21 protein-coding genes and 3 pseudogenes are annotated in these 23,436 nt (G+C 72.2%); 12 read left to right on the forward strand and 12 right to left on the reverse strand.

Annotated features, from left to right (window positions below; translation table 11 throughout):
• Window positions 1-246: 246 nt before the first annotated feature.
• From H0S67_RS26755 to H0S67_RS13660, 3 genes and pseudogenes are all read left to right on the forward strand, one after another.
• A pseudogene (locus H0S67_RS26755) lies at window positions 247-594 on the forward strand (AMP-binding protein); the annotation flags it as partial.
• Between the two features lie 106 nt (window positions 595-700).
• On the forward strand, window positions 701-3,985 hold the full coding sequence (locus H0S67_RS13655; RefSeq protein ID WP_281368854.1) for a Pls/PosA family non-ribosomal peptide synthetase: 3,285 nt from the start codon (window positions 701-703) through the stop codon (window positions 3,983-3,985).
• Window positions 3,982-5,280 carry a M1 family metallopeptidase gene (locus H0S67_RS13660; RefSeq protein ID WP_180933496.1) on the forward strand — a complete coding sequence of 433 codons (1,299 nt, stop codon included), beginning with the start codon at window positions 3,982-3,984 and terminating at the stop codon, window positions 5,278-5,280. Before H0S67_RS13655 ends, H0S67_RS13660 begins: the two co-directional genes overlap by 4 nt.
• Here the strand turns inward: H0S67_RS13660 and H0S67_RS13665 are convergent.
• Together H0S67_RS13665 and H0S67_RS13670 are read right to left on the reverse strand one after the other, a co-directional pair.
• The gene (locus tag H0S67_RS13665) at window positions 5,225-5,773 is read right to left on the reverse strand and encodes a 4'-phosphopantetheinyl transferase family protein (protein ID WP_180933497.1); all 549 of its coding nucleotides are present in this window, start codon (window positions 5,771-5,773) and stop codon (window positions 5,225-5,227) included. The two genes, H0S67_RS13660 and H0S67_RS13665, sit on opposite strands and share 56 nt — an antisense overlap.
• 93 nt (window positions 5,774-5,866) lie before the next feature.
• On the reverse strand, window positions 5,867-7,243 hold the full coding sequence (locus H0S67_RS13670) for a cation:dicarboxylate symporter family transporter (RefSeq protein WP_180933498.1): 1,377 nt from the start codon (window positions 7,241-7,243) through the stop codon (window positions 5,867-5,869).
• A 303-nt stretch (window positions 7,244-7,546) separates the two neighbouring features.
• Here H0S67_RS13670 and H0S67_RS27400 point away from each other — a divergent pair.
• The 3 genes and pseudogenes from H0S67_RS27400 to H0S67_RS25375 form a co-directional block, all read left to right on the forward strand.
• A pseudogene (locus H0S67_RS27400) lies at window positions 7,547-8,748 on the forward strand (PAS domain-containing protein); the annotation flags it as partial.
• A complete protein-coding gene (locus H0S67_RS25370) occupies window positions 8,744-9,475 on the forward strand; it encodes a response regulator (RefSeq protein ID WP_246355382.1) in 732 nt (243 codons plus the stop codon). The pseudogene H0S67_RS27400 and the gene H0S67_RS25370, both read left to right, overlap by 5 nt.
• A gap of 53 nt (window positions 9,476-9,528) precedes the next feature.
• Window positions 9,529-9,678, forward strand: a complete 150-nt coding sequence (locus H0S67_RS25375) for a helix-turn-helix domain-containing protein (protein ID WP_246355383.1) — start codon at window positions 9,529-9,531, stop codon at window positions 9,676-9,678.
• A gap of 4 nt (window positions 9,679-9,682) precedes the next feature.
• Here H0S67_RS25375 and H0S67_RS13685 read toward each other — a convergent pair whose 3' ends face one another.
• A complete protein-coding gene (locus H0S67_RS13685) occupies window positions 9,683-10,123 on the reverse strand; it encodes a MarR family winged helix-turn-helix transcriptional regulator (protein WP_180933499.1) in 441 nt (146 codons plus the stop codon).
• 58 nt (window positions 10,124-10,181) lie between these two features.
• On the opposite strand from H0S67_RS13685, the gene H0S67_RS13690 reads away from it, so the two are divergent.
• Entirely contained in the window at window positions 10,182-11,330 is a 1,149-nt protein-coding gene (locus H0S67_RS13690) for a phosphotransferase (protein ID WP_180933500.1), read from the forward strand.
• Between the two features lie 65 nt (window positions 11,331-11,395).
• On the opposite strand, the gene H0S67_RS13695 is transcribed toward H0S67_RS13690, so the two are convergent.
• Complete coding sequence (locus H0S67_RS13695) at window positions 11,396-12,859, reverse strand: glycine hydroxymethyltransferase (RefSeq protein WP_180933501.1); 1,464 nt, start codon at window positions 12,857-12,859, stop codon at window positions 11,396-11,398.
• A gap of 111 nt (window positions 12,860-12,970) precedes the next feature.
• Here H0S67_RS13695 and H0S67_RS13700 point away from each other — a divergent pair, with 111 nt between their 5' ends.
• The 5 genes from H0S67_RS13700 (at window position 12,971) to H0S67_RS28220 (ending at window position 18,021) form a co-directional block, all read left to right on the forward strand.
• Window positions 12,971-13,756, forward strand: coding sequence for a heavy metal-binding domain-containing protein (locus H0S67_RS13700; RefSeq protein ID WP_180933502.1), 786 nt, complete (start codon window positions 12,971-12,973; stop codon window positions 13,754-13,756).
• An 8-nt stretch (window positions 13,757-13,764) separates the two neighbouring features.
• The gene (locus tag H0S67_RS13705; RefSeq protein ID WP_180933503.1) at window positions 13,765-14,166 is read left to right on the forward strand and encodes a DUF5073 family protein; all 402 of its coding nucleotides are present in this window, start codon (window positions 13,765-13,767) and stop codon (window positions 14,164-14,166) included.
• A gap of 380 nt (window positions 14,167-14,546) precedes the next feature.
• On the forward strand, window positions 14,547-16,256 hold the full coding sequence (locus H0S67_RS13710; protein ID WP_180933504.1) for a nitrite/sulfite reductase: 1,710 nt from the start codon (window positions 14,547-14,549) through the stop codon (window positions 16,254-16,256).
• Window positions 16,253-16,438 (forward strand): hypothetical protein, encoded by a 186-nt coding sequence (locus H0S67_RS13715; RefSeq protein WP_180933505.1) that lies wholly within the window; start codon window positions 16,253-16,255, stop codon window positions 16,436-16,438. Before H0S67_RS13710 ends, H0S67_RS13715 begins: the two co-directional genes overlap by 4 nt.
• 131 nt (window positions 16,439-16,569) lie before the next feature.
• Entirely contained in the window at window positions 16,570-18,021 is a 1,452-nt protein-coding gene (locus tag H0S67_RS28220; RefSeq protein ID WP_425489814.1) for a CbiX/SirB N-terminal domain-containing protein, read from the forward strand.
• Here the strand turns inward: H0S67_RS28220 and H0S67_RS13730 are convergent.
• The 8 genes and pseudogenes from H0S67_RS13730 to recA all read right to left on the reverse strand — a co-directional run bounded on the left by H0S67_RS13730 (window position 17,985) and on the right by recA (window position 23,302).
• Window positions 17,985-18,569 (reverse strand): DUF3037 domain-containing protein, encoded by a 585-nt coding sequence (locus H0S67_RS13730; RefSeq protein WP_180933507.1) that lies wholly within the window; start codon window positions 18,567-18,569, stop codon window positions 17,985-17,987. The genes H0S67_RS28220 and H0S67_RS13730 overlap by 37 nt on opposite strands.
• Complete coding sequence (locus H0S67_RS25380; RefSeq protein ID WP_246354735.1) at window positions 18,566-18,904, reverse strand: hypothetical protein; 339 nt, start codon at window positions 18,902-18,904, stop codon at window positions 18,566-18,568. Before H0S67_RS25380 ends, H0S67_RS13730 begins: the two co-directional genes overlap by 4 nt.
• Window positions 18,905-18,936: 32 nt before the next feature.
• Window positions 18,937-19,422 (reverse strand): annotated as a pseudogene (locus H0S67_RS27415) (hypothetical protein); the annotation flags it as partial.
• Complete coding sequence (locus tag H0S67_RS13740; protein WP_180933508.1) at window positions 19,353-20,195, reverse strand: PPK2 family polyphosphate kinase; 843 nt, start codon at window positions 20,193-20,195, stop codon at window positions 19,353-19,355. The gene H0S67_RS13740 and the pseudogene H0S67_RS27415, both read right to left, overlap by 70 nt.
• Before the next feature lie 65 nt (window positions 20,196-20,260).
• A complete protein-coding gene (locus tag H0S67_RS13745) occupies window positions 20,261-20,977 on the reverse strand; it encodes a GNAT family N-acetyltransferase (protein ID WP_180933509.1) in 717 nt (238 codons plus the stop codon).
• A 39-nt stretch (window positions 20,978-21,016) separates the two neighbouring features.
• A complete protein-coding gene (locus H0S67_RS13750; protein ID WP_180933510.1) occupies window positions 21,017-21,508 on the reverse strand; it encodes a phosphoribosyltransferase in 492 nt (163 codons plus the stop codon).
• 158 nt (window positions 21,509-21,666) lie between these two features.
• The gene (locus H0S67_RS25390; protein WP_246354736.1) at window positions 21,667-22,002 is read right to left on the reverse strand and encodes a regulatory protein RecX; all 336 of its coding nucleotides are present in this window, start codon (window positions 22,000-22,002) and stop codon (window positions 21,667-21,669) included.
• A 256-nt stretch (window positions 22,003-22,258) separates the two neighbouring features.
• Complete coding sequence (gene recA, locus H0S67_RS13760) at window positions 22,259-23,302, reverse strand: recombinase RecA (RefSeq protein ID WP_180933511.1); 1,044 nt, start codon at window positions 23,300-23,302, stop codon at window positions 22,259-22,261.
• Window positions 23,303-23,436: the final 134 nt, after the last annotated feature.

Consider the following 23,436-nt stretch of genomic DNA (forward strand, 5'->3'; position numbering starts at 1 on the left):
TCGCCGGCGGCGACCTCCGGGCCATCATGGAGCGTGCGACACCGGAGGTCTGAGCCCCGCCTCGAGCGACACCTGCCGTTCACCGGGACACGCGAGGCTTGCTCGTCGTGAGCCAGGTCGAACCGCAGGTCCTGCCCTCGCTGCTCGCCTCCGGCCGTGCACCGGCCCCGCGCACGCTCGTCGACATCTCTCGCTGCGACGGCGGCAGCGCACCCCGATGCGCTCGCCGTCGACAGCGGGGTGGAGGTGCTCACCTACGCCGAGCTGCAGGAGGCCGCACAGGAGCTGGCCGAACGGCTGGCCGCTGTCGGGGTGTCGTCGGGCGACAAGGTCGGGGTGCGGATCAAGTCGGGCACCACCGACCTGTACGTCGCGATCCTCGGCATCCTGCACGCGGGCGCCGCCTACGTGCCGGTGGACGCGGACGACCCCGACGAGCGGGCCGGGTCGTCTTCGAGGAGTCGGCGGCGGCGGCGGTGGTCGGCAACGGGAGGAGGTGGCCGCTCGCGGACCGGTGGCCGCGTTGGCCGTCGCCCGGACCCGCCGACCCCGGCGGACGACGCCTGGGTCATCTTCACCTCGGGCTCCACCGGGAAGCCCAAGGGCGTCGCGGTCACGCACCGCAACGCCGCGGCGTTCGTCGACGCCGAGTCACGGTGGTATCTCCGGGACGCCCCCGATCGGCCCCACCGACCGGGTGATGGCCGGCCTCTCCGTCGCCTTCGACGCGAGCTGCGAGGAGATGTGGCTGGCCTGGGCGTACGGCGCGTGCCTGGTCCCCGCGCCCCGGTCCCTGGTCCGCTCGGGCGTCGACGTCGGGCCCTGGCTGGTGGCCAACGACATCACGATCGTCTCGACGGTGCCCACCCTGGTCGCGTTGTGGCCGTCGAAGTCCCTGGCGAAGGTCCGGCTCCTGATCATGGGCGGCGAGGCCTGCCCCGCCGAGCTCGCCGCACGCTTGCAGGCGCCGGGACGGGAGGTCTGGAACACGTACGGCCCGACCGAGGCCACGGTGGTCGCCTGCGGCACGATCCTCGACGGCACCGACCCGGTGCGCATCGGGCTGCCGCTGGACGGCTGGGACCTCGCGGTCGTCGACGCGGAGGGCCGTCCGGTCCCCGAGGGAGGGACCGGAGAGCTGATCATCGGCGGCGTCGGCCTGGCGCGCTACCTCGACCGGGCCAAGGACGCCGAGAAGTACGCCCCCATGCCCGCCCTCGGGTGGGACCGGGCCTACCGCTCCGGCGACGTGGTCCGCAACGACCCCGCCGGACTGGTCTTCGCCGGCCGGGCCGACGACCAGGTCAAGCTGGGCGGACGGCGGATCGAGCTCGGCGAGATCGACGACCAGCTCCTGCGCCTGCCCGGGGTGAGGTCCGCGGCCGCGGCGGTCCGCTCGACCAAGTCCGGCAACAAGCTGCTGGTCGGCTACCTCACCGTCGACGAGCGGTACGACGCCGGCGCCGCGATGGAGGTCCTCCGGCACCGGATGCCGGCCTCGCTCGTGCCGCGACTGGCCGTGGTCGACAGCCTGCCGACGCGGACCTCCGGCAAGGTCGACCGCGACGCCCTCCCCTGGCCGCTGCCCCGGGGCGGCACCGGCGGAACCGGACCCGGAGCCGGGCTGGGCGGGACGCAGGCCTGGGTCGCCGAGATCTGGAACGACGTGCTCGGCGCCGAGGTGACGTCGCCGAAGGACGACTTCTTCGACTTCGGAGGAGGCTCGCTGACGGCCGCGCAGGTGGTCAGCCGACTGCGGGAGCGGTTCCCGGAGGTGGCCGTGGGCGACCTCTACGCCAACCCCACGGTCGCCTCGCTCGCCGCGGCCCTCGACGAGCTCGGCGGCACGGTCGTCCGCTCGGACCGCAAGGTCCTGCCCATCCCGTCGCGGAGCCAGGCGGTCCAGCTGCTCGCCCTGGTCATGCTGCGGGCCCTCGCCGGGGCCCGGTGGCTCGCGTGGCTGGCGCTGGTCTCCACGCTGCTGTCCGGCCGGCTGGCCTGGCTGCCGTCGTACCCGCCCGTCGTGCTCGTGCTGACCACCTGGTTCTTCCTGGTGCCTCCCGGCCGGATGACTCTCGCCGCGCTGCTGGCCCGGCTCGTGCTGCGTGGGGTCGAGCCGGGCGCCCACCCCCGTGGCGGCAGGGTGCACCTCCAGGTGTGGCTGGCCTCGCGCATCCAGGACGAGCTGGCGGCCGCCGGGCTGGCCGGAGCACCGTGGTTCCCCCAGTACGCCCGGCTCCTGGGCGCACGCCTGGGGAAGGACGTCGACCTCCACACGCTGCCCCCGGTCACCGGCCTCCTGACGGTCGGCGACGGCGCGGCCGTCGAGCCCGAGGTCGACCTCGGCGGCCACTGGATCGACGGGGACGTCTTCCACGTCGGTGCGATCCGGATCGGCAAGCGGGCCCGGATCGGCGCCCGCAGCATGCTGGCCCCGGGCGCCGTCGTGGGCAAGCGTGCGGAGGTCGCGCCGGGCTCCCTGGTGCTCGGCAAGGTCCCGTCCGACGAGTACTGGTCGGGCTCCCCCGCCGAGCGCCTCTCCGCCAACGCGCGCGGGCCGTGGCCCGAGCAGGTCCCGTCGCGGGGCCGGGTCTGGCTGGTCGTCTACGCCCTGGTCTCGCTGACCGTCGCCGGGCTTCCGGTCGCCGGCCTCCTGGCCGGGGCGGCGGTGCTGGTGCCGGTGGTGCAGGACTCCTCCTCGCTCGGCGACGCGCTCCGCTCGGCCCTTCCGTGGCTGCCGCTGGCCGGGCTCGTGGGGTACGCCGTGCTGGCGCTGCTCGTCCTCGCCCTGGTGCGGGTCCTCTCCTGGGGCATGACCCCGGGGGCGCACCCGGTCAGGTCCGGCGTCGGGGTCCGGATCTGGGGTACGTTCCGCGTCCTCGATGAGGCACGGACCTGGCTGTTCCCGCTGTACTCGAGCGCGCTGACGCCGATCTGGCTGCGGCTCCTCGGCGCCCGGATCGGGAAGGGCGTGGAGGCCTCGACGGTCCTGCTCATCCCCAAGTTCGCGCAGGTCAACGACCACGCCTTCCTCGCCGACGACACGCTCCTGGGCTGCTACGAGCTCGGGGGCGGGCAGATCCGGGTGGAGCACGTGAAGATCGGGAAACGGGCCTTCGTCGGCAACTCCGGCATGGCTGCCGCGGGCCGGAAGGTGCCCAAGGCCGCGCTGGTCGCCGTCCTCTCGGCCGTCCCGGGTCGGGCCAAGGTCAAGGCCGGGTCCTCGTGGATGGGCAGCCCGCCCACGAAGCTGCGCCGCAGCAGCGACGAGGGGGACTCGAGCCGCACCTACGACCCGCCGCGGCGGCTGCAGGTCTACCGCGGCCTCGTCGAGACCGGGCGCCTGCTCCCCATGCTGCTCGGGGTGCTCCTCGACGTCGGCGTCGGAGCACTGCTCCTGTGGCTGCTGATCCGGAGCCCGCTGCTCGCCGTCCTGCTGGCCGGGCCGGTGATGCTGCTCGGCGGCGTGACCGCGGCTCTCGTCACGGTCGTGGCGAAGTGGCTGCTCGTCGGTCGCCACCGCACCGAGGAGCACCCGCTCTGGTCGGGCTTCGTGTGGCGCAACGAGCTGGCGGACACCTTCACGGAGGTGCTCGCAGCACGGTGGTTCGCCTCGGTAACCCAGGGCACCGCCGCGCTGAACGTGTGGCTGCGCATGCTCGGTGCCAAGGTCGGGCACGGCGTCTGGTGTGACACCTACTGGCTTCCCGAGACCGACCTGGTCGAGCTGCACGACGGCAGCACCGTGAACCACGGCTGCGTGGTCCAGACGCATCTCTTCCACGACCGGGTGCTCGCCATGGACCGGGTGGTGCTGCAGGCCGGGGCGACCCTCGGACCCAACAGCGTCATCCTGCCCGCGGCCACGATCGGGCGTCACGCTACGGTCGGACCGGTCTCACTGGTGATGCGCGGAGAGGGAGTTCCGAGCCGCACCCAGTGGATCGGCAACCCGATCGGGCCCTGGGAGGCGGACGAAGCATGACCGGCACTGATCCCTACGTTCCGGGTCACGGCGACGCGTCGTACGACGTGCTCCACTACGACCTGCGGCTCGACTACAAGCCCGACGGCAACCGCCTCGACGCCGAGGCGACTCTGCGGTGCCGGGCCGTCGACGACCTGACACGGATGCGGATCGACCTCCACGACCTGCGAGTGGCGCGGGTGACCGTGAACGGGAGGGCCCCCGCCCGCTACACGCACCGCGGAGGCGCCCTGGCGATCTGGCTGGCCGACCAGATCGGAGCCGGAGGTGAGCTCGACGTCCGCGTGAAGTACTCGGGCAAGCCGTCGGTGCTGAGGACCAGGACCCTCGGGGACGCCGGCTGGGAGGAGCTCACCGACGGCGTCATCGTCGCCGCCCAGCCCCACGGCGCCCCCACGTGGTTCCCGTGCAACGACCGACCGGACAACAAGGCCAGCTACGACTTCACCGTGTCCGCGCCGACCGGCTACCACGTCGCGATGAGCGGCGAGCCCGTCGACACCACCCCCCGTGGCTCCTCGGTCGTCTGGCGCTACCGGCAGGACGCCCCGATGGCGACCTACCTCGCCACCTGCCAGATCGGCCGCTACGCCGTCATCGAGCAGGACGGCCCGGTCCCGCTTCGGGTCGTCGCGCCGACCGACGTCGCCGGAGACGGGTTCGACGCGACCTTCGGGCGCCAGCCGGAGATGCTGCGCTTCTTCGAGAGCGTCTTCGGGCCCTACCCCTTCGCGTGCTACACGACCGTGATCACCGACGACGACCTCGAGATCCCGCTGGAGTCGCAGTCGCTGTCGACGTTCGGGCGCAACTTCTGCGCTGACTCGTGGGACACCGTCCGCCTCGTCGCCCACGAGCTGGCGCACCAGTGGTTCGGCAACGCCGTCACGCTGCGCCGATGGCAGGACATCTGGCTGCACGAGGGCTTCGCCTGCTACGCCGAGTGGCTCTGGTCCGAGGAGTCCGGTGACGACTCCGCCGACGAGCGGGCGCGCCACTACTACGACCGGCTCGCCGACAAGGACGAGGACCTGGTCCTGGCCGATCCGGGACCGGAGCTGATGTTCGACGACCGGGTCTACAAGCGCGGCGCGCTGACCCTGCACGCGCTGCGGGCCGAGATCGGCTCCGAGGCGTTCTTCGGCCTTCTGCAGAGCTGGGTCAAGGAGAACACCGGCGGCTCGGTGACGACCGAGGACTTCGTGGCCCACTGCCAGCAGGAGACCGGCCGCTCCCTCACCGGGTTGTTCGACGCCTGGCTGTTCCAGACGGACCTTCCCGAGCTGCCCTGAGCTCGGCTGACCTGAGCTCGGCCCAGGCGGCCACGAAGCCGCCAGGGGCGGGGACGTCGACCACGGCGCCGTCGAAGGCGGCGAGGCGTTGATCGACCAGGGGCTCCGCGAGGCCGACACCCCTCGCCTTGGCCACCGCCTCCTTGCGGACCCAGGCCAGGGCCCGCTCCCGGGGACCGTCCGCCCGCTCGCCGGCGGCCAGGACCAGCCGGGGGTCCCAGTGACGAGCGACAGCCGCCACGGACTCGACGTCGACGCCGAGCGGTCCCCCGTCGCCGACCGCGGTCAGCAGGTGGTCGCCGGCCCGGGAGAGCGAAACCTCGACGGCCCGACCGCGGTGCCTGCTCCAGGGGCGTCCGTGGACGTCCGAGCCGCAGCGCGGGCACAGTCGGCCGCTGCGCACCTCGCCGACTCCGAGCAGGTCGTGGAGGTGTGCGGCGAGGCACGCGTCGGCGTCCTCGTCCGCGGAATGCCACCGCAGGTCCACGACCATGCCTCCATCGTGGCAGGACCCCGGCACTCTCGGTGAGTGCCGGGGTCCTGCCGGTGCGCGGGACTCTGCCCGGTCGGGTGTCGCGGACGGGAGTCAGACGTGCTGACCCACCGGCCGCGGCTGCTCGACCGCGGGCGCGGGCTCGACGACCTCGTCGAGCATCGTGGTCTCGTCGAACGGCAGCTCGCCGGCCAGCACGCGGTCCAGCCGGGCCCGGTCGAGACCCCCGGTCCACTGCGCGATGACCACCGTGGCCACCGAGTTGCCGGCGAAGTTGGTCAGCGCCCGTGCCTCGGACATGAAGCGGTCGATGCCGACGATCAGGCCCACCCCGTCCAGCAGCTCGGGACGGTGCGAGGCGAGGCCCCCGGCGAGGGTGGCCATGCCGGCACCGGTGACGCCGGCGGCGCCCTTGGAGGCGACCATCATGAACAGCAGCAGCGACACCTGCTCGCCGATGCTCAGCGGGTCGCCCAGCGCCGAGGCGATGAAGAGCGAGGCCATGGTCAGGTAGATCGCGGTGCCGTCGAGGTTGAACGAGTAGCCGGTCGGCACGACCACGCCCACGGTCGGCTTGTCGACGCCGGCGTGCTCCATCTTCGCGATCAGGCGCGGCAGCGCCGACTCGGAGGAGGAGGTCGAGAGGATCAGCAGGAACTCGCGGCCGAGGTACTTGAAGAGGCTGAACACGTTGACGCCGGTGACGACCTTCAGCACGGTGCCGAGCACGACGAAGACGAACAGCGCGCAGGTGACGTAGAAGCCGATCATCAGCACGGCCAGGCTCTTCAGCGCGTCGACCCCGGTCTCGCCGACGACGGCCGCCATGGCGCCGAACGCACCCACCGGCGCGGCCCACATCACCATCGAGAGCACCCGGAAGACCACGCGCTGCAGGCTTTCGATGCCGCGGAGCACCGGCTCGCCGGTGCGCCCCATCGCCTGCACCGCGAAGCCCACCAGCAGGGCCACGAGCAGGGTCTCGAGGACCTCACCCGAGGTGAGTGCGGAGAACAGCGAGGTGGGGATGATCCCGAGCAGGAAGTCCGTCGTCGTGCCGGCGCCCTCGGCCTGGGCGGCGCCCGCGCTGGCGACCTCGTCGGTCAGGTGGAGGCCGGAGCCGGGGTGCAGCACGTTGCCGACCACCAGGCCGATCGCCAGCGCGACCGTCGACATCGCCAGGAAGTAGGCCAGGGCGAGGCCACCGACCTTGCCGACCCGGGCGGCGCTGCGCACCGACCCGACGCCGAGCACGATCGTGCAGAAGATCACCGGCTGGATCATCATCTTGATCAGCGCGACGAACGCCGTGCCCAGCGGCTTGAGCTGGACAGCGAGGTCCGGGGCGACCAGGCCGACCAGGATGCCGAGGCCCACCGCGACGAGCACGGCGGCGTACAGGTAGTGCGTGCGGTTGCGGGGCGGGGTGCCTCCGGCTGCTCTCCGGGGGGCGGGGGTGGTGACGCTCATCGGTTCCTCCAGGCCTTGCCTACGTGTCGCCGGGCGGCACCCGGCTGGTCCCGCCATCGTGGTGGCCGCTGTGACGGGCGTCACCGTTGTGGTCGTTGAGTTCACGACCGCGGTCACATCCACCGGGTGCGGCACAATGCGGCCATGCGTGGGCGGACGAGCAGGCGGGAGCCCTCGGTCGCGCGGCAGATCCTGGTGCTGCAGGTCCTGGTCGTGGTGGCGCTCGTGGTCAGCGCGCTCGGCCTGGCGGCGTACGACGCCCGCCGCAACGCGCGCACCACGGCGACCGAGCGAGCCGTGGCGGTGGCGCACACCCTGGCGGACTCCCCCACGCTCGTCGCCGCGCTGGGGAAGGCGGATCCGAGCGCGACCATCCAGCCGCTGGCCGAGCGGGTGCGGCACGACTCCGGGGTCGACTTCATCACCGTCATGAACCTCCACCTGATCCGCTACAGCCACCCGACCCGAGCGAGATCGGCAAGCACTTCGTGGGCGACGTCGGCGACGCGCCCCAGGGCGGCACGTTCACGCAGGAGTACGCCGGCACCCTGGGCCCGTCGATGCGCGCCGTCGTGCCGGTCCGCGACACCACCGGGAAGGTCGTCGCGCTGGTCTCGGTCGGGATCACCATCGAGCGGATCGACCGCGGCCTGCGCGGGGACGTCCTGCTCATCGGCGTGGCCGCGCTCGCGGTGCTCGGCGTCGGCCTCACCGGCACCTGGCTGGTCGCGCGGCGGCTACGGAGGGCCACCCACGGCATGGGCGAGCAGGAGATCACACGGATGTACGAGTACTACTCCGCCGTCCTGCACGCGGTGCGCGAGGGTCTCCTGCTCATCGACGACCGTGGCCGCGTGCAGCTGGTCAACGACGAGGCGCGGCGGCTGCTCGGGCTGCCCGAGGACGTCCTCGGCCGCCCGGTCGCGGACCTCGGGCTGCCGCCCGGGCTGGTCACCGCGGCCCTGGGCCGGACCTCGGAGGCCGACGACATCTACGTCGCCGGCGAGCACGTCCTGGTCGTCAGCTCGGCGCCCGCCTCGTGGCAGGGCCGCGAGGTCGGCGCCGTCGTGAGCCTGCGGGACCACACCGAGCTGCGCTCGGTCACCGGCGAGCTCGACGTGGTCCGTGGCCTGACCGAGTCACTGCGGTCCCAGAACCACGAGGCGGCCAACCGCCTGCACACCGTGGTCTCCCTCATCGAGATGGGCCGCCCCGACGAGGCGGTGGCCTTCGCGACCGAGGAGCTGCAGGTGGCCCAGCACCTCACCGACCGGATGGTCGCCCAGGTGGGCGACCCCGTGGTCGCAGCGCTCCTGCTCGGCAAGAGCGCGGAGGCGGCCGAGCGCGGCATCGAGCTCACGGTCAGCGGCGACCTGCCCGACCTGGCCGAGACCGTGCCGTCGCGGGACCTGGTCACGGTCCTCGGCAACCTCGTCGACAACGCCCTCGACGCCGTGACCGCCCAGCCGGACCGCCGGGTGACGGTGCACCTGGAGGGCGATGCGGGGTCCGTGCGGGTCGTCGTCGGCGACAGCGGCCCAGGCCTCCCCCCGGACCAGGCGCCCACGTGCTGGAGCGCGGGTGGACCGCCAAGGCCTCCGCGGACGACCTCGGCGGCCGCGGGGTCGGTCTCGCCCTGGTCGGCCAGGTCGCGCGCCGGCACGGTGGCGAGGTCGCCATCGGGGTCTCCCAGCAGGGCGGTGCGGAGTTCGCGGTCACGCTGCGCCCGGCCCGGGTCGCCGCCGGACGGGAGCCGTCGTGAGCGTGCGGGTGCTCGTCGTGGAGGACGAGGCGCTCGCGGCCGAGGCGCACGCGGCGTACACGGCTCGGATCGAGGGGTTCGAGGTGGCGGGGATCGCGCGCTCCGCGGCGGAGGCCGCCCGGTTCCTGTCCCAGGACCGCCACGTCGACCTCGTCCTCCTCGACATGCACCTGCCGGACGGCCACGGTCTCGGCCTGCTCCAGCGGCTGCGCGGAGCCGGACACCTGTTCGACGTCATCGCGGTGACCTCTGCGCGCGACGCCGACGTGGTGCGGCACGCCGTGGCCCGGGGGTGGTGCTCTACCTGCTCAAGCCGTTCACCTTCGCGACCTTCCGCGCCAAGCTCGAGCAGTACGCCTCCTACCGGGCCCGGCTGGCCGCCGCTCCGGACGAGGTGGTCCAGGACGAGGTCGACCAGCTCTTCGGCTCGCTGCGTCCGGCATCCGGATCGGCCCCACCCAAGGGGATGAGCCCGGAGACGCTGCGCGACGTGACCGCGGCGCTGCGGGACGCGGCTGCCCCGATGTCGGCGACCGAGGTGGCCGAGGCGGTCGGGGCCTCCCGGGTCACCGCCCGGCGCTACCTCGAGCACCTCGCCGAGACCGGCCAGGCCGAGCGGCGTCCCAGGTACGGCGGCAGCGGTCGCCCGGAGATGGAGTACGCGTGGCGCTGAGCGGTCACCCGTCGTCACCGAGGGCGAGCTCCTCGAGCACCCGCCTGAAGGTCCGGTAGCGCTTCTCCCCCACCCGCTCGGCCCACTCCGCCTCGATGCGCAGGTTGCGCTCGGTCACCGCGGCCACGGTGCGATCGCCCAACGGCGTGCGCCGCACCACCCGCACCCTCCGGTCGGCGGGGTCCGGCTCCGTCACGAGGTGGCCGGTCCCGGTCAGCTGCGCGACGAACTGGCCGCAGCCCTGCTTGGTCATCCCGACCCACTGCCCCAGGTCGGTGACGCTGATCCCCTGCTCGGGGACGGCCGCGAGCACCCGGAAGTGGGACTGCCGCAGGCCGTCCCAGTCCTCCGCGGCGAAGGCGCCGTGGACCTGGCGGAACAGCAGGCCCATCAGCAAGGGAGCGTGCACCTCGTCGTCGCGGAAATCAGGCTTGACGGAGGTCATAAAGCAACTTTACTGTCGAGGGAACAGTAAAGCCACTTTCCCACCGTGGAGAAGCGCCATGGGTGACCGCGCCATCCTCGGACCGGCCGACGTCAGCGACGAGCAGCTGAGCGCCATGGTGGCCGACCTGCTCGACGAGCCGGAGGTCACGCTCCTCGACTCGAACGCGGAGGAGGTCGACTACGACCTGCCCGCGATCACGACGGCCGGCCGGTACTGGGTCCGCGGGCGCGCCGAGGTCGGCGACCGGATCGCGGCGTACTCCTTCTTCGTCAAGCACGTGCAGTGCTGGAGCCGCTCCCCGCTGTTCGCGAGCGTGCCTGTCGAGCACCGCGACTTCGCGGCCGCGACGGTGCCGTGGCGCACCGAGCCCCTGGTCTACCGGTCCGACCTCGCCGACCGGCTGCCCGAAGGGCTGTCGATGCCGCGTGCACTCGGCGTCTTCGACCTCGACGAGTCGTCCGCGAGCGTGTGGCTGGAGGAGGTCGAGGCCTCGCGTCCGGACTGGGATGACGAGCGGTTCGGACAGGCGGCGTACCTGCTCGGACGGCTGGCCGGCAACCCCCGGGTCCGCGAGCTCGCAGAGCTCGGCTGGTTCGCCGAGACCCTGCCCGTCTACCTGAACGGGCGGCTCGCGGTCCAGGTGCTGCCCGCCCTCCGCTCGCCCGAGACGTGGACCCATCCCCTCGTCTCGGGCGCCTACGACGACCAGCTGCGCGAGCGACTCCTGCGGGCTGCCGACCTGGCCGCCGACCACGTCGCGGAGCTCCGGGCGCTCCCCCACACGACGAGCCACGGGGACGCGAGCCCCAACAACCTGCTCGTGCGGTCCGGGCCGGCCGGCTTCGTGCTGATCGACTACGGCTTCTGGAACCTCCAGCCGGTCGGCTTCGACCTGTCCCAGCTGGTCGTGGGCGACGTCCAGATCGGCCGGCGTCCCGCGTCGGCGCTCTGGCGGACCGAGGAGTCCTGCCTGACTGCCTACGCGAGGGGCCTGCGCGACGAGGGAGTCGAGGTGGAGGAATCGCTGCTCCGACGGGCCCACGCGTTGCAGCTGATGATCTTCACCGGCCTGTCGTCACTGCCGCTGCAGCACCTGGCGTCCGAGCCGACCCCTGAGCTGCGCGCGGAGGCCGCGACCAGCGCGGAGATCGCGCGCTTCAGCCTCGACCTGCTCGACGCGACCCTGCCGACGACCGGGAGCTGACCCACCCGGCGGGGGGTGACCGGGCGGGTCAGCACGTCAGGCCGGGTCGAAGGCCGTTCCAGCCGCTACGCGAGGTCCAGACCGGGGTAGAGCGGGTGCTTGTCGAGCATCTCGGCCGAGGCGTCCTTGACCTTGTCGGCCACCCCGTCGGCCAGCACGTACGACGCCTTCGACGGGCCGCCCGCCTTGGTCGTGCCGGGCTGGGTGTTGGAGAGCACGTGCACGATCAGCTCCGCGACGCCGTCGAACTCGTCGTGGCCGAAGCCGCGCGTGGTCAGCGCCGGCGTGCCGAGCCGGATGCCGGAGGTGTACCACGCGCCGTTCGGGTCCTGCGGCACGGAGTTGCGGTTGGTGACCACGCCCGCGTCGAGGAGCGCCGACTCGGCCTGCCGGCCGGTGAGCCCGAACGACGACACGTCGAGCAGCACGATGTGGTTGTCGGTGCCGCCCGTGACGAGGTTGGCGCCCCGGGAGAGGAAGCCGGACGCCAGCGACTGGGCGTTGTCGGCGATCTGCTGGGCGTAGGTCTGGAAGCCGGGCTGGCGCGCCTCGGCCAGCGCCACGGCCTTCGCTGCCATCACGTGGGAGAGCGGCCCACCAAGCACCATCGGGCAGCCGCGGTCGACGTCGGCGGCGTACTCCTCCTGGGCGAGGACGAGACCACCGCGCGGGCCGCGCAGGGACTTGTGGGTGGTGGTGGTCGTGATGTGGGCGAAGGGCACCGGGTTCTCGTCGCCGGTGAAGACCTTGCCCGCGACCAGGCCGGCGAAGTGGGCCATGTCGACCATGAGGGTGGCGCCGACCTCGTCGGCGATCTCGCGCATCTTGGCGAAGTTCACCCGGCGCGGGTAGGCGGAGTAGCCGGCGACGAGGACGAGCGGCTTGAACTCCCGGGCCTTCGCCGCGACGGCGCCGTAGTCCAGCAGGCCGGTCTCGGGGTCGGTGCCGTACTGCTGCTGGTGGAACATCTTGCCGCTGATGTTGGGGCGGAAGCCGTGCGTGAGGTGGCCGCCCGCGTCGAGCGACATGCCGAGCAGCCGCTGGTTGCCGAACTCGTGGCGCAGCGACTCCCAATCGGCCTCGCTGAGCTCGTTGACGTTCTTGGCGCCGAGCTTCGCGAGCCCCGGCGTCTCGATCCGGTGGGCGAGGATCGACCAGTAAGCGACCAGGTTGGCGTCGATGCCGGAGTGCGGCTGCGCATAGGCGTACGGCGCGCCGAACAGCTCGCGGGCGTGCTCGGCCGCGAGCGCCTCGACGGTGTCGACGTTCTGGCAGCCGGCGTAGAAGCGGTGGCCGATGGTGCCCTCGGCGTACTTGTCGCTGAACCAGGTGCCCATGGTGAGCAGGACGGCCGGCGAGGCGTAGTTCTCGCTCGCGATCAGCTTGAGCGAGCCGCGCTGGTCGGCCAGCTCCTGCCGGGTCGCCTCCGCGATGCGGGGTTCGACCGAGGCGATGACCTGCAGGGCCTGTTGGTAGGCCGAGCTGGCGGTGGCTGCGAGATCGGACGGGCTGGACGGGGTCGCGGTCATGGGCCAACAGTAGTGAAACGCGGCTGCCGACCCCACCCCTGTCCGCCACCCGTTCGGCCTGGTCCGGGGCTACGATGCCGAGGCCCGTCCGCCCCACTCCCCGGAGGCTCGATGACCGACCTCACGCCCGACGCCATCGCCTCCGCCCGGCTCGCCGAGGCGGGCCGGGTCTGGACCTCCGACCTGTCGGTCGCGGAGTTCGCACTGCTGGACGCGGCGGGCTACCGGCCGCTGGAGTTCGTGATGGGCAGCTCGGTCTTCCACATCGGCTGGCAGGCGCAGAGCCTGCGGCAGTCCGTGGAGCTGCAGGTGCTGACCCAGGCGATGTACACCGCCCGCATGAACGCGATGGGCAGGATGCTGGCCGAGGCCGACCAGGTCGGCGCCGACGGCGTCGTCGGCACCCGGTTGTCCTTCCGCCGGCACGGCGTCAGCGCCGACCACATCGAGTTCATCGCGGTCGGCACCGCCGTGGTGGCCAAGGACGAGCCCGGCCGGATGCGCCGGCCCGACGGTGCGCCGTTCACCAGCCACCTCAACGTGCAGGACTTCTACACGCTGCTGCGCACCGGCCACGTGCCCGTGGAGTTCGTGATGGGCGTCTGCGTCTGGCACGTCGCTGCCCAGGGCCTGATGCAGACGCTGCGGCAGGTGGGGCAGAACGTCGAGATGCCGCAGTGGACGCAGGGCTACTACGACGCCCGCGAGATCGCGCTCTCGCGGATGCAGGCCGAGGCCGAGCGCGTCCAGGCCACCGGCATCACCGGCGTGGACTACGCGGCCAACGAGTGGATGTGGGGCGGCCACACCCTGGAGTTCTTCACCTCCGGGACCGCCGTCCGCAAGGTGGGCGAGTCGACGTTCACCGAGCCCGAGCTCGTCCTCCCGCTGGTCTGAGCGCGACGATGGAGGACGCCCTGCCGCCCGGCTACCTCGACCCCTTCGACGTCGCCGCGGTGGCCGACCTGATGACCCGGCTGCAGGCTGCCGCGGGCGCCGACGGCGTGGTGGACCTGCTGCGCCGACTGCCGGGCGCCTCGGTCGTCCCAGGCCGCGGAGCCGGCCTGTTCCGTGCGGCCACGCCCGACTCGCTCCGGCTCGGCAGCGAGTACGCCGTGTCGCTCACCGACCCGCCCGTCCTCGAGCACGTGGTGTCGGGCGTGGTGCTGCAGCGGGAGGTGCTGCTCGCCGGCCGTGTCGGCAGCGTGCTGCCTCGCGTGGTGGCCGACCTGACGCGCGAGCTCGGGGCCCGCAGCGAGGTGTCGGTCGTGCTGACCGCCGCGGCGGAGACGCTGTCGGCGGGGTGATCGGCGTTCCGCTCCGATGTGACGTGGACCGCAGGAACCGCCGGATCGGGCGTGAGCCCACGCTCGCCGTCTCACATTCTGGAGTCGCGTCTCACTTCATGAGATTTCGCCTTGTGATCGAGGCGTCCGACCCTGAGACTCCTTGACATGATCAGCGCTGCAACGACCGCCTACCTCGTGGTTCGACGCCACGTGGACCTCGGGCGCACGCGCAGCATGATGTGTTGGCCCTCCTGACCGCCGTCCGCCCTCCCACGAGCAGACGGCCCGCCGCCCGAGACCATCCAGTCCCGCGGGCGCCCGGTCCGGAAGGTCAACCCGACGACGAGGTCGGGCCCTGACGAGTCGCGCGTCTCACAACCGCCAAGGATCCACACCTCATGTCGAACCCGGCCACCCCCAGCCGCCCCTCCCGCCCCCGGCCGCAGCGCGGTGAGGGCCAGTGGGCCCTCGGCTACCGCGAGCCGCTGAACGCCAACGAGCAGTTCAAGAAGGACGACGATGCGCTCAACGTCCGCGCGCGCATCGAGGCCATCTACTCCAAGCGCGGCTTCGCCTCCATCGACCCCAACGACCTGCGCGGCCGGATGCGCTGGTGGGGGCTCTACACGCAGCGCGCCGAGGGCTTCGACGGCGGCAAGACCGCGACCGTCGACCCCGCTGACCTCGACGCCGAGTACTTCATGATGCGCGTCCGCTCCGACGGCGCCCTGCTGGGTGCGGACGCGGTGCGCGCCCTCGGCAGCATCTCGACGGAGTTCGCGCGCGACACTGCCGACGTCACCGACCGGGAGAACATCCAGTACCACTGGATCCGGATCGAGGACGTGCCGGCCATCTGGGAGCGGCTCGAGGCCGCCGGCCTGGACACCCAGGAGGCCTGCGGCGACTCGCCCCGCCCGTTCCTCGGCTCACCCGTGGCCGGCATCGCGGCCGACGAGATCATCGACGGGACGCCCGCCCTCGAGGAGATCAAGCGCCGCTTCATCGGCAACAAGGAGTTCTCCAACCTCCCCCGCAAGTTCAAGACCGCCCTGACCGGCCACCCCAGCCACGACGTGTGCCCGGAGACCAATGACGTGGCGTTCGTCGGCACCGTCCACCCCGAGCATGGCCCCGGTTTCGACCTGTGGGTCGGCGGCGGCCTGTCCACGAACCCCATGCTCGCCCAGAAGCTCGGCGTGTGGATCCCGCTGGACGAGGTCGCCGACGCCTGGGAGGGCGTGGCCTCGGTCTTCCGCGACTACGGCTACCGCCGGCTGCGATCGCGGGCGCGCCTGAAGTTCCTGGTCGCCGACTGGGGCGTGGAGAAGTTCCGCGACGTGCTCGAGACCGAGTACCTCGGCCGGTCCCTGGTCTCCAACCCCTCGCCCGCCTCGCCCGAGGTCCAGAGCGACCACATCGGCGTGCACGCCCAGAAGGACGGCAAGTTCTACGTCGGCATCGCCCCGGTGGTCGGCCGGGTCTCCGGCACCATGCTGACCGGGCTGGCCGACCTGATCGAGCGGTACGGCGCGGCCGGCGCCCGGCTCACGGCGTACCAGAAGATCGTCGTGGTCGGTGTGGACGGCGACGACCTCGACGCCTTCCAAGCCGACCTCGAGACCATCGGGCTGACCGCGACCCCGTCGAACTGGCGCCGCAGCACGATGGCCTGCACCGGAATCGAGTTCTGCAAGCTCGCGATCGTCGACACCAAGAACCGGGCGCGCGATCTCGTCTCCGAGCTCGAGCGGCGCTTCCCCGGGCTCGACACGCCCATCACCGTGAACGTCAACGGCTGTCCCAATGCCTGCGCCCGCACCCAGGTCGCCGACATCGGCCTGAAGGGCCAGCTGGTGATGGATGCCGACGGCAACCAGGTGGAGGGCTTCCAGGTCCACCTGGGCGGCGCGACCGGGCTGCACTCGACCTTCGGCCGCAAGCTGCGCGCGCACAAGGTCACCAGCGCCGGGCTCGACGACTACATCACGAACGTCGTTCGCGCCTACCTGCGCGACCGCGAGGACGGTGAGACCTTCGCGGCCTGGGTGACCCGGGCCGACGAGGTCGACCTCCGGGGCGAGCGGGAGCTGGAGGCGGTGTCATGAGCGAGCGTGCCGTCCCCTTCCACTGCCCCTACTGCGGGGACGAGGACCTGCGTCCGCACGAGGTCGTCTCGGAGTCCGGCGAGGTCACCTCGCCCCACGGGACGTGGGAGTGCCGCTCCTGCATGCGCGCCTTCTCCCTGAAGATGCTCGGACTGCTGCGGCCCTCGGGGGGTGCGTCATGACTGCCGCCACCACCGCCTCGGCCCGCAACTTCCGAGGCACCCCACCGAGGGCCGCTCCCCCGAGGAGCTGCGCGAGCTGGTTCGCACGTGGGCGCCGAGCTCGAGCTGGCCCCGGCCGAGAACATCATCGAGTGGGCGGTCGCCACCTTCGGCGAGCGCTTCTGCATCACCTCGTCGATGGGCGACGCGGTGCTCGCGCACCTCGCATCGAAGGTGGCGCCCGGCGTCGACGTGGTCTTCCTCGACCCGGCTACCACTTCGCCGAGACCATCGGCACCCGCGACGCGGTCGAGGCCACGCTGGACGTCAACCTCCTCACGATCACGCCGAAGCAGAGCGTGGCGGAGCAGGACGCGGCGCACGGCAAAGACCTCTACAAGACCGACCCCGACCTGTGCTGCGCGCTGCGCAAGGTGCAGCCGCTGGCCGAGTCGCTCGAGCAGTACGACGCCTGGGCCACCGGCCTGCGCCGCGCCGAGACCCACAACCGGGTCATCGCGCCGGTCGTCGGCTGGGACGCCAAGAAGGGCAAGGTCAAGGTCTCGCCCCTGGCGCGCTGGTCCGACGAGCAGGTCGAGGGCTACATCGCCGAGAACGGCGTGCTGGTCAACCCGCTCGTCTACGACGGCTACCCTCCATCGGGTGCTGGCCGTGCACGCGGCGCGTGGCGCCCGGCGAGGACCCGCGCAGCGGGCGCTGGGCCGGCACCAACAAGACCGAGTGCGGGATCCACTCATGATCCGCACTGTCGCGATCGACCCCCACCTGACCGACAAGGGCGTCGGTCGTCGTCACACCATCACCCCGGTAGCACCGGCAACACAGAGGAGGCCGCACTGATGGCTGCTCCTGCCCTGGTGGCCCTGGCTCACGGAAGCCGTGACCCTCGGTCCGCTGCGACGATCACCGCCCTGGTCGACGAGGTCCGCGCCATGCGCCCCGACCTCCGCATCGAGCAGGCGTTCCTCGAGCTGTCCCGGCCGTCCTTCGGGACGGTCGTGGACCGGCTCGTGAAGGCGGGCCACGACGAGATCGTCGTGGTGCCGCTGCTGCTCACGGAGGCCTACCACGCCAAGGTCGACGTGCCGAGCGCCATCGCGGAGGCGCAGGCCCGGCACGAGGGCCTGAAGATCCGGGCCAGCTCGATCCTGGGGCTCGAGGCCTGCTTCCTCGAGGTCCTCGACGTCCGAATGCGCGAGGCGCTGAAGGCCGCTCGGGTCCGTGAGCTCGACGCGCTGGTGCTCGCCGCAGCCGGCTCGAGCGACTCGCTCGCCAACCAGGCGGTGGCCCGCCTGGCCCGGATGTGGGGCCAGCGGCACAAGCTGCCGGTGACCGCGGCGTTCGCCTCGGCCGCTCCCCCGGCCACCGGCGAGGCCGTGCGTCAGTTCCGCGCCCAGGGTCGCCGCCACATCGCGGTCGCCTCGCTGTTCCTCGCCCCGGGATTCCTGCCGGACCGGGCCGCCGAGCTCGCCACGGAGGCCGGTGCCATCGCGGTGTCGGACCCGCTGGGCGCGCACCCCGAGCTGGCCCGGACCATCCTGGCTCGCTACGCCGTCGGCGCGGTCGAGCTCGTCCCGGTCTGACCCCACCGCCGAGTCGGCGTTCGTTGACACCCCCGCACCGTCAAACAACGCCGAGTCGGCGCTCGTTGACGCCTCCGCACGGTCAAGCAACGCCGAGTCGGCGCTCGTTGACGCCCCCGCACCGTCAAGGAACGCCGACTCGGCGTGGTGCCTGCTCGGTCAGGTGACGAGCTTGGCGAGCAGGTGGTCGAGCTGGCGGGCGGGTCGGCGGTGACGCCGCCGTGGACCGGCCCCGGTTGCAGGACGGTGCTGCGGGGCGCCTTGAGGAAGCCGAACCGCTGGCCCGGAGGCTTCCCGCCGGCCGCCCCGCCACGCTCGTCGCCGGCGCAGACGCCCTCGACGTAGGTCAGCGCCTCGCAGACCTGGTCGAGGTCCAGCCCGGGGTCGAGGGCCGCGAGACGCTCGCGGTCGACCTCCCAGGCCGCCTCGAGGTAGTCCGCGGCCTGGCAGTAGAGGACCACGCCGACGTTGAGGAACTCCTCCCGGTCCACGCGCGGGACGCACCGCAGCACGACGTACTGGTAGGCGAGCCTCGTGGCGCCGCTCATGCCACCACTCCGACGGGCAGCCACTGGCGGGTCTCGAGGCGGGCGGCGAGGAAGGACACGTAGGCGGCACGGACGGCAGCCGGGGTCTCCGCGCCCGGCACCGGCTCGAGCCACTCGTCGGGCACCTCGTCGAGCACCTCGGCGAAGACGGACTCGTCCAGCCTGGCGCGGATCCGCTCGTCGGCTGCCGACAGCCCCGCGGCGTGCTCTCCCAGCACGTGGTCGGAGGGGTCCCACGGCTGCGCGGCGAAGCGCTCCGGAGCGCCCGGCTTGAGCAGCGAGCCCCCGACCAGGCGTGGTGGAAGTACAGCGCGGCGCCGTGGTCGATCACCCACAGGTGTCCGTGCCAGAGCAGCAGGTTGGGGTTGCGCCAGCTGCGGTCGACGTTCGCGGTGAACGCGTCGAGCCACAGGACGGCCGCGCCGACGCCCTCCTCGTCCGGATCGGCGTGCGGCATGGTGCCGTCGAAGCCGAAGGCGCCGGGCAGGAAGTCCACGCCGAGGTTGAGACCGGGGCTGGCGTTGAGCAGGTCCTGGACCTCCTCGTCCGCCTCGTAGCGGGCGATCTCGGGGTCGAGGTCGAGGGCGACCAGGCGCGGCGTCCGCAGGCCGATCCGCCGGGCGAGCTCGCCGACCACGACCTCGGCCACCAGCACCCGCAGGCCCTGGCCGGCGCCGCGGAACTTGCACACGTAGGTCCCGAGGTCGTCGGCTTCGACCAGTCCGGGCAGGCTGCCGCCCTCGCGCAGCGGGGTCACGTAGCGCGTCACGGAGACGGTCGGGATCACGAGAGCGGCGCCTCGTCGGTGAGCCGCTTCTTCTCCACCTCGGCGTCGAAGTCGGCCTTCGGCCACTCGGGGTCCATGTGGCGCAGCGTGTCGTGGAGCAGGCGGCCGATCGCGAGGTTGCGGTACCACTTCTTGCCGCTGGGGATCACGAACCACGGCGCGTGCTCGGTGTTCGTCTTCTCCAGGGCGATCTCGTAGGCCTCCCGGTAGCGCGGCCACTGACCGCGCTCGTCGATGTCGGAGGGGTGGTACTTCCAGTGCTTGCTGGGCTTGTCGAGCCGGGCGAGGAGCCGCTCCTTCTGCTCGTCGGCGGAGATGTGCAGCATGCACTTCACGATGGTGGTGCCGCCGTCGACCAGCTCCCGCTCGAAGTCGTTGATCGCGGTGTAGCGGCGCTCGATCTCCTCGGCGTCGGCCAGCTCCCGGACCCGCGCGATGAGCACGTCCTCGTAGTGGGACCGGTCGAAGACGCCGATGTAGCCCGCCTCGGGCAGCGCCCTGCGGATCCGCCAGAGGAAGTCGTGCTCGCGCTCCTCCTCGGTCGGGGCCTTGAACGACGTGATCCCCACACCCTGCGGGTCGACCAGGCCGACCGTGTGCCGCAGCACGCCGCCCTTGCCCGAGGTGTCCATGCCCTGCAGCACGAGCAGCAGGCGACGCCGGGAGCCCGAGCGGCCCTGGGCGAAGAGCCGCTCCTGCAGGTCCGACAGCTCGTCTCCGAGTGCGAAGAGGGCCGCCTTGCCCTTCTTCTTGCCGCCCTTGAACCCTGGCGAGGCGTTGGTCTCGATCGAGGAGAGGTCCACCGGTCCGGGCTGGAGGCGGAAGGGGTATCCGGTCATGGGGTCATCATGTCGTGGCCGTGAGGGGCGCGACCACCGAGTGGGGCGCTCGGCCCGGGCTACGCTCAGCCGAGGACCTGCCGGACGTCGAGGGAGCAACCCACGACGGTCTCGACGGTGCCGTCCTCCTGGGGCTCGTCGAACCACAGGCCAGGGGTGAAGCCGGCCTTGGCCAGCACCCGCAGCGACGCGGCGTTGCGGTGGTCGGGCGCGGCGAAGTAGCTGGTCGCCTCCGGGCGCCGGTGCCGAGCCCGCAGCATCCACGCCCACAGCATCCGGGCCCCGAGACCACGCCCGACCCAGGCGGGGTCGCCGATCAGGTAGTCGACCCCGATCGCCTCCGGGTCGGGCCCGAGCAGGGCGTAGTCGGGGTAGTCCCCGACCCGGTAGTCCTGCAGGAACCCGACCGAACGCCCGTTGACCTCGACCACCCACATCCGGGTGGGGGTCAGGCCGTCGATGCACGGCGCGTACCGCTCCTCGACCAGCTCCGGCGTCGGCTCCCCCTCGGAGGCCCACCAGCGTCGTACGTGCTCGCTCTGCCGCCACCGGGTGACGTCGGTCAGGTCGCCGCGGGTCATGGCCCGGATCGTCACCACCCGGTCGTGGTCGATGACGAACTGCTTGACCTCGCTCGACAGGTCGACGGGCACGGGCTCCGCGTGCACGCTCGCGGCGGTACGTCGGGCTGCCTCGGCCCAGGACTCCCCCGGACGCACGACGCCGGCCAGGTCACGTCCCCGGTCGTGGACGACCACCCGCAGCCCTGTCTGATCCGCCACGTGCCGAGACTAGGGCGGTTGGGGCGAGCCCGCGACGGTTCAGGCGTGCGGCACTCCCGCACGCTCGACGAGCGGCGGCTGCGAGGACCAGGGGAAGTCGATCCAGGCGGTGGTGCGTCGCCAGACGTAGTCGGGCTTCACCACCGACTGCGGCTTCTCGTAGACGACGGCGGTGCGAGCCTCGGCCACGTGGTCGGCGCAGAACGCCTGCACGATCTCCAGGGTCCTGCCGGTGTCGGCCACGTCGTCGGCGATGAGGACCTTCAGTCCGGAGAGGTCCACCGCGTCGGGCGTCGGGGGCAGCATGATCGGCATCTCGAGCCGCTGGTCCTCACCGGTGTAGAACTCGACGTTGATCACGGCGAGGTTCTTCACGGCCAGGGCGTAGCCGAGTCCCATGCCGAGCGCCAGGCCGCCCCGGGCGATGGAGAGGATCAGGTCGGGGTCGAAGCCGTCGTCCACGACCTGCTGGCCGAGGTCACGCACGGAGACGCCGAACGCCTCCCAGGTCAGGGTCTCCCGCTCGGTCATGGCGGGAGTCTGCCGGATCCCTCAGAGGTCGTCGTCGGCGCCCCGGCCGGCCTCGGCCAGCTCCTCGCGCACCACCGCGAAGGCGAGACCCGAGCCGTAGCCCTTGCGGGCGAGCATGCCCACCAGCCGGCGGGTGGCGGTGGTGTCGTCGACGCGGCTCAGCGACCGGAGCTTCTTGCGGACCAGGGCGCGGGCCGCGGCCTCCTCGTCGTCGGGTCGATCTCGTCGAGGGCACCCCGGGCGACCTCGTCGTCGACACCCTTGCGGCGCAGCTCCTGGGCCAGGGCGCGTCGGGCCAGCCCCTTGCCCGGCTGGCGGCTGGCGATCCAGGACCGGGCGAACGCCTCGTCATCGACGAGCCCGACCTCCTCGAACCGGTCGAGCAGCCGGGCGGCAACGTCGTCCGGCACGTTGCGCGAGGCGAGCTTGTCGGCCAGCTCCTTGCGGCTGCGCGCCTGACCGGTCAGCTGGTCGAGCAGGATCTTGCGGGCCACCGACTCGGGGTCGGCCTCGGGCCCGCCGGCCTGCGGGTCGGGCGGCGGTGGCGCTGCTGCCTGGCCTGCGTGACCACGGCGTCCGCGCCTGCTCCCGCCCCGGGAACGAGCCGCCGGGTGGTTCGGACCGTCCGTCGTCGCCGGGGTGGCGGCGGACCCCCGGTGCGTCCACGCATCCACCCCGGTAGCGACGTCACCGGCCCACGAGGGGGCGGGCCGGTCGTCGTCGAACCCCGGCGATCCCGCGTCTCGGGACTCAGAAGTCATCGACACCCAGCGGGTCGGCGGGCGTCTCGCTGTCGACCGTCGGGCCGACGCCCAGCTTCTCGAGGATCTTCTTCTCCAGCTCGTTGGCCAGGTCGGGGTTGTCGCGCAGGAAGGTCCGCGCGTTCTCCTTGCCCTGGCCGAGCTGGTCGCCCTCGTAGGTGTACCAGGCACCGGCCTTGCGGACGAGGCCCGCCTCGACGCCGACGTCGATCAGGCCACCCTCACGGCTGATGCCCTTGCCGTACATGATGTCGAACTCGGCCTGCTTGAACGGCGGGGCCACCTTGTTCTTCACGACCTTGACGCGGGTGCGGTTGCCGACCATGTCGGTGCCGTCCTTGAGCGTCTCGATGCGACGCACGTCGAGGCGGACCGAGGAGTAGAACTTCAGCGCACGACCACCGGTCGTGGTCTCCGGCGAACCGAACATCACGCCGATCTTCTCGCGCAGCTGGTTGATGAAGATCGCGGTCGTCTTGGAGTTGTTGAGCGCGCCGGTCATCTTGCGCAGCGCCTGGCTCATCAGGCGGGCCTGGAGGCCGACGTGGCTGTCGCCCATTTCGCCCTCGATCTCGGCGCGGGGCACCAGCGCCGCCACCGAGTCGATGACGATCAGGTCGAGCGCGCCGGAGCGGATCAGCATGTCGGCGATCTCGAGCGCCTGCTCGCCGGAGTCGGGCTGGGAGACCAGCAGCGCGTCGGTGTCGACGCCGAGGTTCTTGGCGTACTCGGGGTCGAGCGCGTGCTCGGCGTCGATGAACGCCACGATGCCGCCGGCGCGCTGGGCGTTGGCCACCGCGTGCAGGGCGACCGTGGTCTTTCCGGAGGACTCCGGCCCGTAGATCTCCACCACGCGACCGCGCGGCAGGCCACCGAGGCCGAGCGCCACGTCGAGCGCGATCGACCCGGTCGGGATGACCTCCAGCGGGGCGCGCGTCTCGTCCCCGAGGCGCATCACCGAGCCCTTGCCGAACTGGCGCTCGATGTTGGCGAGCGCGGTGTCGAGAGCCTTGTCCCGGTCTCCACCAGCCATGTCGTTCTTCTCCTTCGGGGGCTCCGCGGCCCCGCGTCGTCTGGTACGTCGTTGAGTAGTCATCGTCGTGCGAGACGCTAGACGGGACCACCGACAGTGCCGGCCACGACCTCACTGCCTGGGGATGACATCGT

Source organism: Nocardioides ungokensis, assembly GCF_013466985.1.
GTDB classification, from domain to species: domain Bacteria; phylum Actinomycetota; class Actinomycetes; order Propionibacteriales; family Nocardioidaceae; genus Nocardioides; species Nocardioides ungokensis.

What these genes read in the sequence shown, in the direction of transcription:
- H0S67_RS13655 (WP_281368854.1), top strand. Translation starts at nt 701, where the DNA reads ATGGCCGGCCTCTCCGTCGCCTTCGACGCGAGCTGCGAGGAGATGTGG.
- H0S67_RS13660 (WP_180933496.1), top strand. Translation starts at nt 3,982, where the DNA reads ATGACCGGCACTGATCCCTACGTTCCGGGTCACGGCGACGCGTCGTAC.
- H0S67_RS13665 (WP_180933497.1), bottom strand. Translation starts at nt 5,773, where the DNA reads ATGGTCGTGGACCTGCGGTGGCATTCCGCGGACGAGGACGCCGACGCG.
- H0S67_RS13670 (WP_180933498.1), bottom strand. Translation starts at nt 7,243, where the DNA reads ATGAGCGTCACCACCCCCGCCCCCCGGAGAGCAGCCGGAGGCACCCCG.
- H0S67_RS25370 (WP_246355382.1), top strand. Translation starts at nt 8,744, where the DNA reads ATGCGGGGTCCGTGCGGGTCGTCGTCGGCGACAGCGGCCCAGGCCTCC.
- H0S67_RS25375 (WP_246355383.1), top strand. Translation starts at nt 9,529, where the DNA reads ATGTCGGCGACCGAGGTGGCCGAGGCGGTCGGGGCCTCCCGGGTCACC.
- H0S67_RS13685 (WP_180933499.1), bottom strand. Translation starts at nt 10,123, where the DNA reads ATGACCTCCGTCAAGCCTGATTTCCGCGACGACGAGGTGCACGCTCCC.
- H0S67_RS13690 (WP_180933500.1), top strand. Translation starts at nt 10,182, where the DNA reads ATGGGTGACCGCGCCATCCTCGGACCGGCCGACGTCAGCGACGAGCAG.
- H0S67_RS13695 (WP_180933501.1), bottom strand. Translation starts at nt 12,859, where the DNA reads ATGACCGCGACCCCGTCCAGCCCGTCCGATCTCGCAGCCACCGCCAGC.
- H0S67_RS13700 (WP_180933502.1), top strand. Translation starts at nt 12,971, where the DNA reads ATGACCGACCTCACGCCCGACGCCATCGCCTCCGCCCGGCTCGCCGAG.
- H0S67_RS13705 (WP_180933503.1), top strand. Translation starts at nt 13,765, where the DNA reads ATGGAGGACGCCCTGCCGCCCGGCTACCTCGACCCCTTCGACGTCGCC.
- H0S67_RS13710 (WP_180933504.1), top strand. Translation starts at nt 14,547, where the DNA reads ATGTCGAACCCGGCCACCCCCAGCCGCCCCTCCCGCCCCCGGCCGCAG.
- H0S67_RS13715 (WP_180933505.1), top strand. Translation starts at nt 16,253, where the DNA reads ATGAGCGAGCGTGCCGTCCCCTTCCACTGCCCCTACTGCGGGGACGAG.
- H0S67_RS13730 (WP_180933507.1), bottom strand. Translation starts at nt 18,569, where the DNA reads ATGAGCGGCGCCACGAGGCTCGCCTACCAGTACGTCGTGCTGCGGTGC.
- H0S67_RS13740 (WP_180933508.1), bottom strand. Translation starts at nt 20,195, where the DNA reads ATGACCGGATACCCCTTCCGCCTCCAGCCCGGACCGGTGGACCTCTCC.
- H0S67_RS13750 (WP_180933510.1), bottom strand. Translation starts at nt 21,508, where the DNA reads ATGACCGAGCGGGAGACCCTGACCTGGGAGGCGTTCGGCGTCTCCGTG.
- recA (WP_180933511.1), bottom strand. Translation starts at nt 23,302, where the DNA reads ATGGCTGGTGGAGACCGGGACAAGGCTCTCGACACCGCGCTCGCCAAC.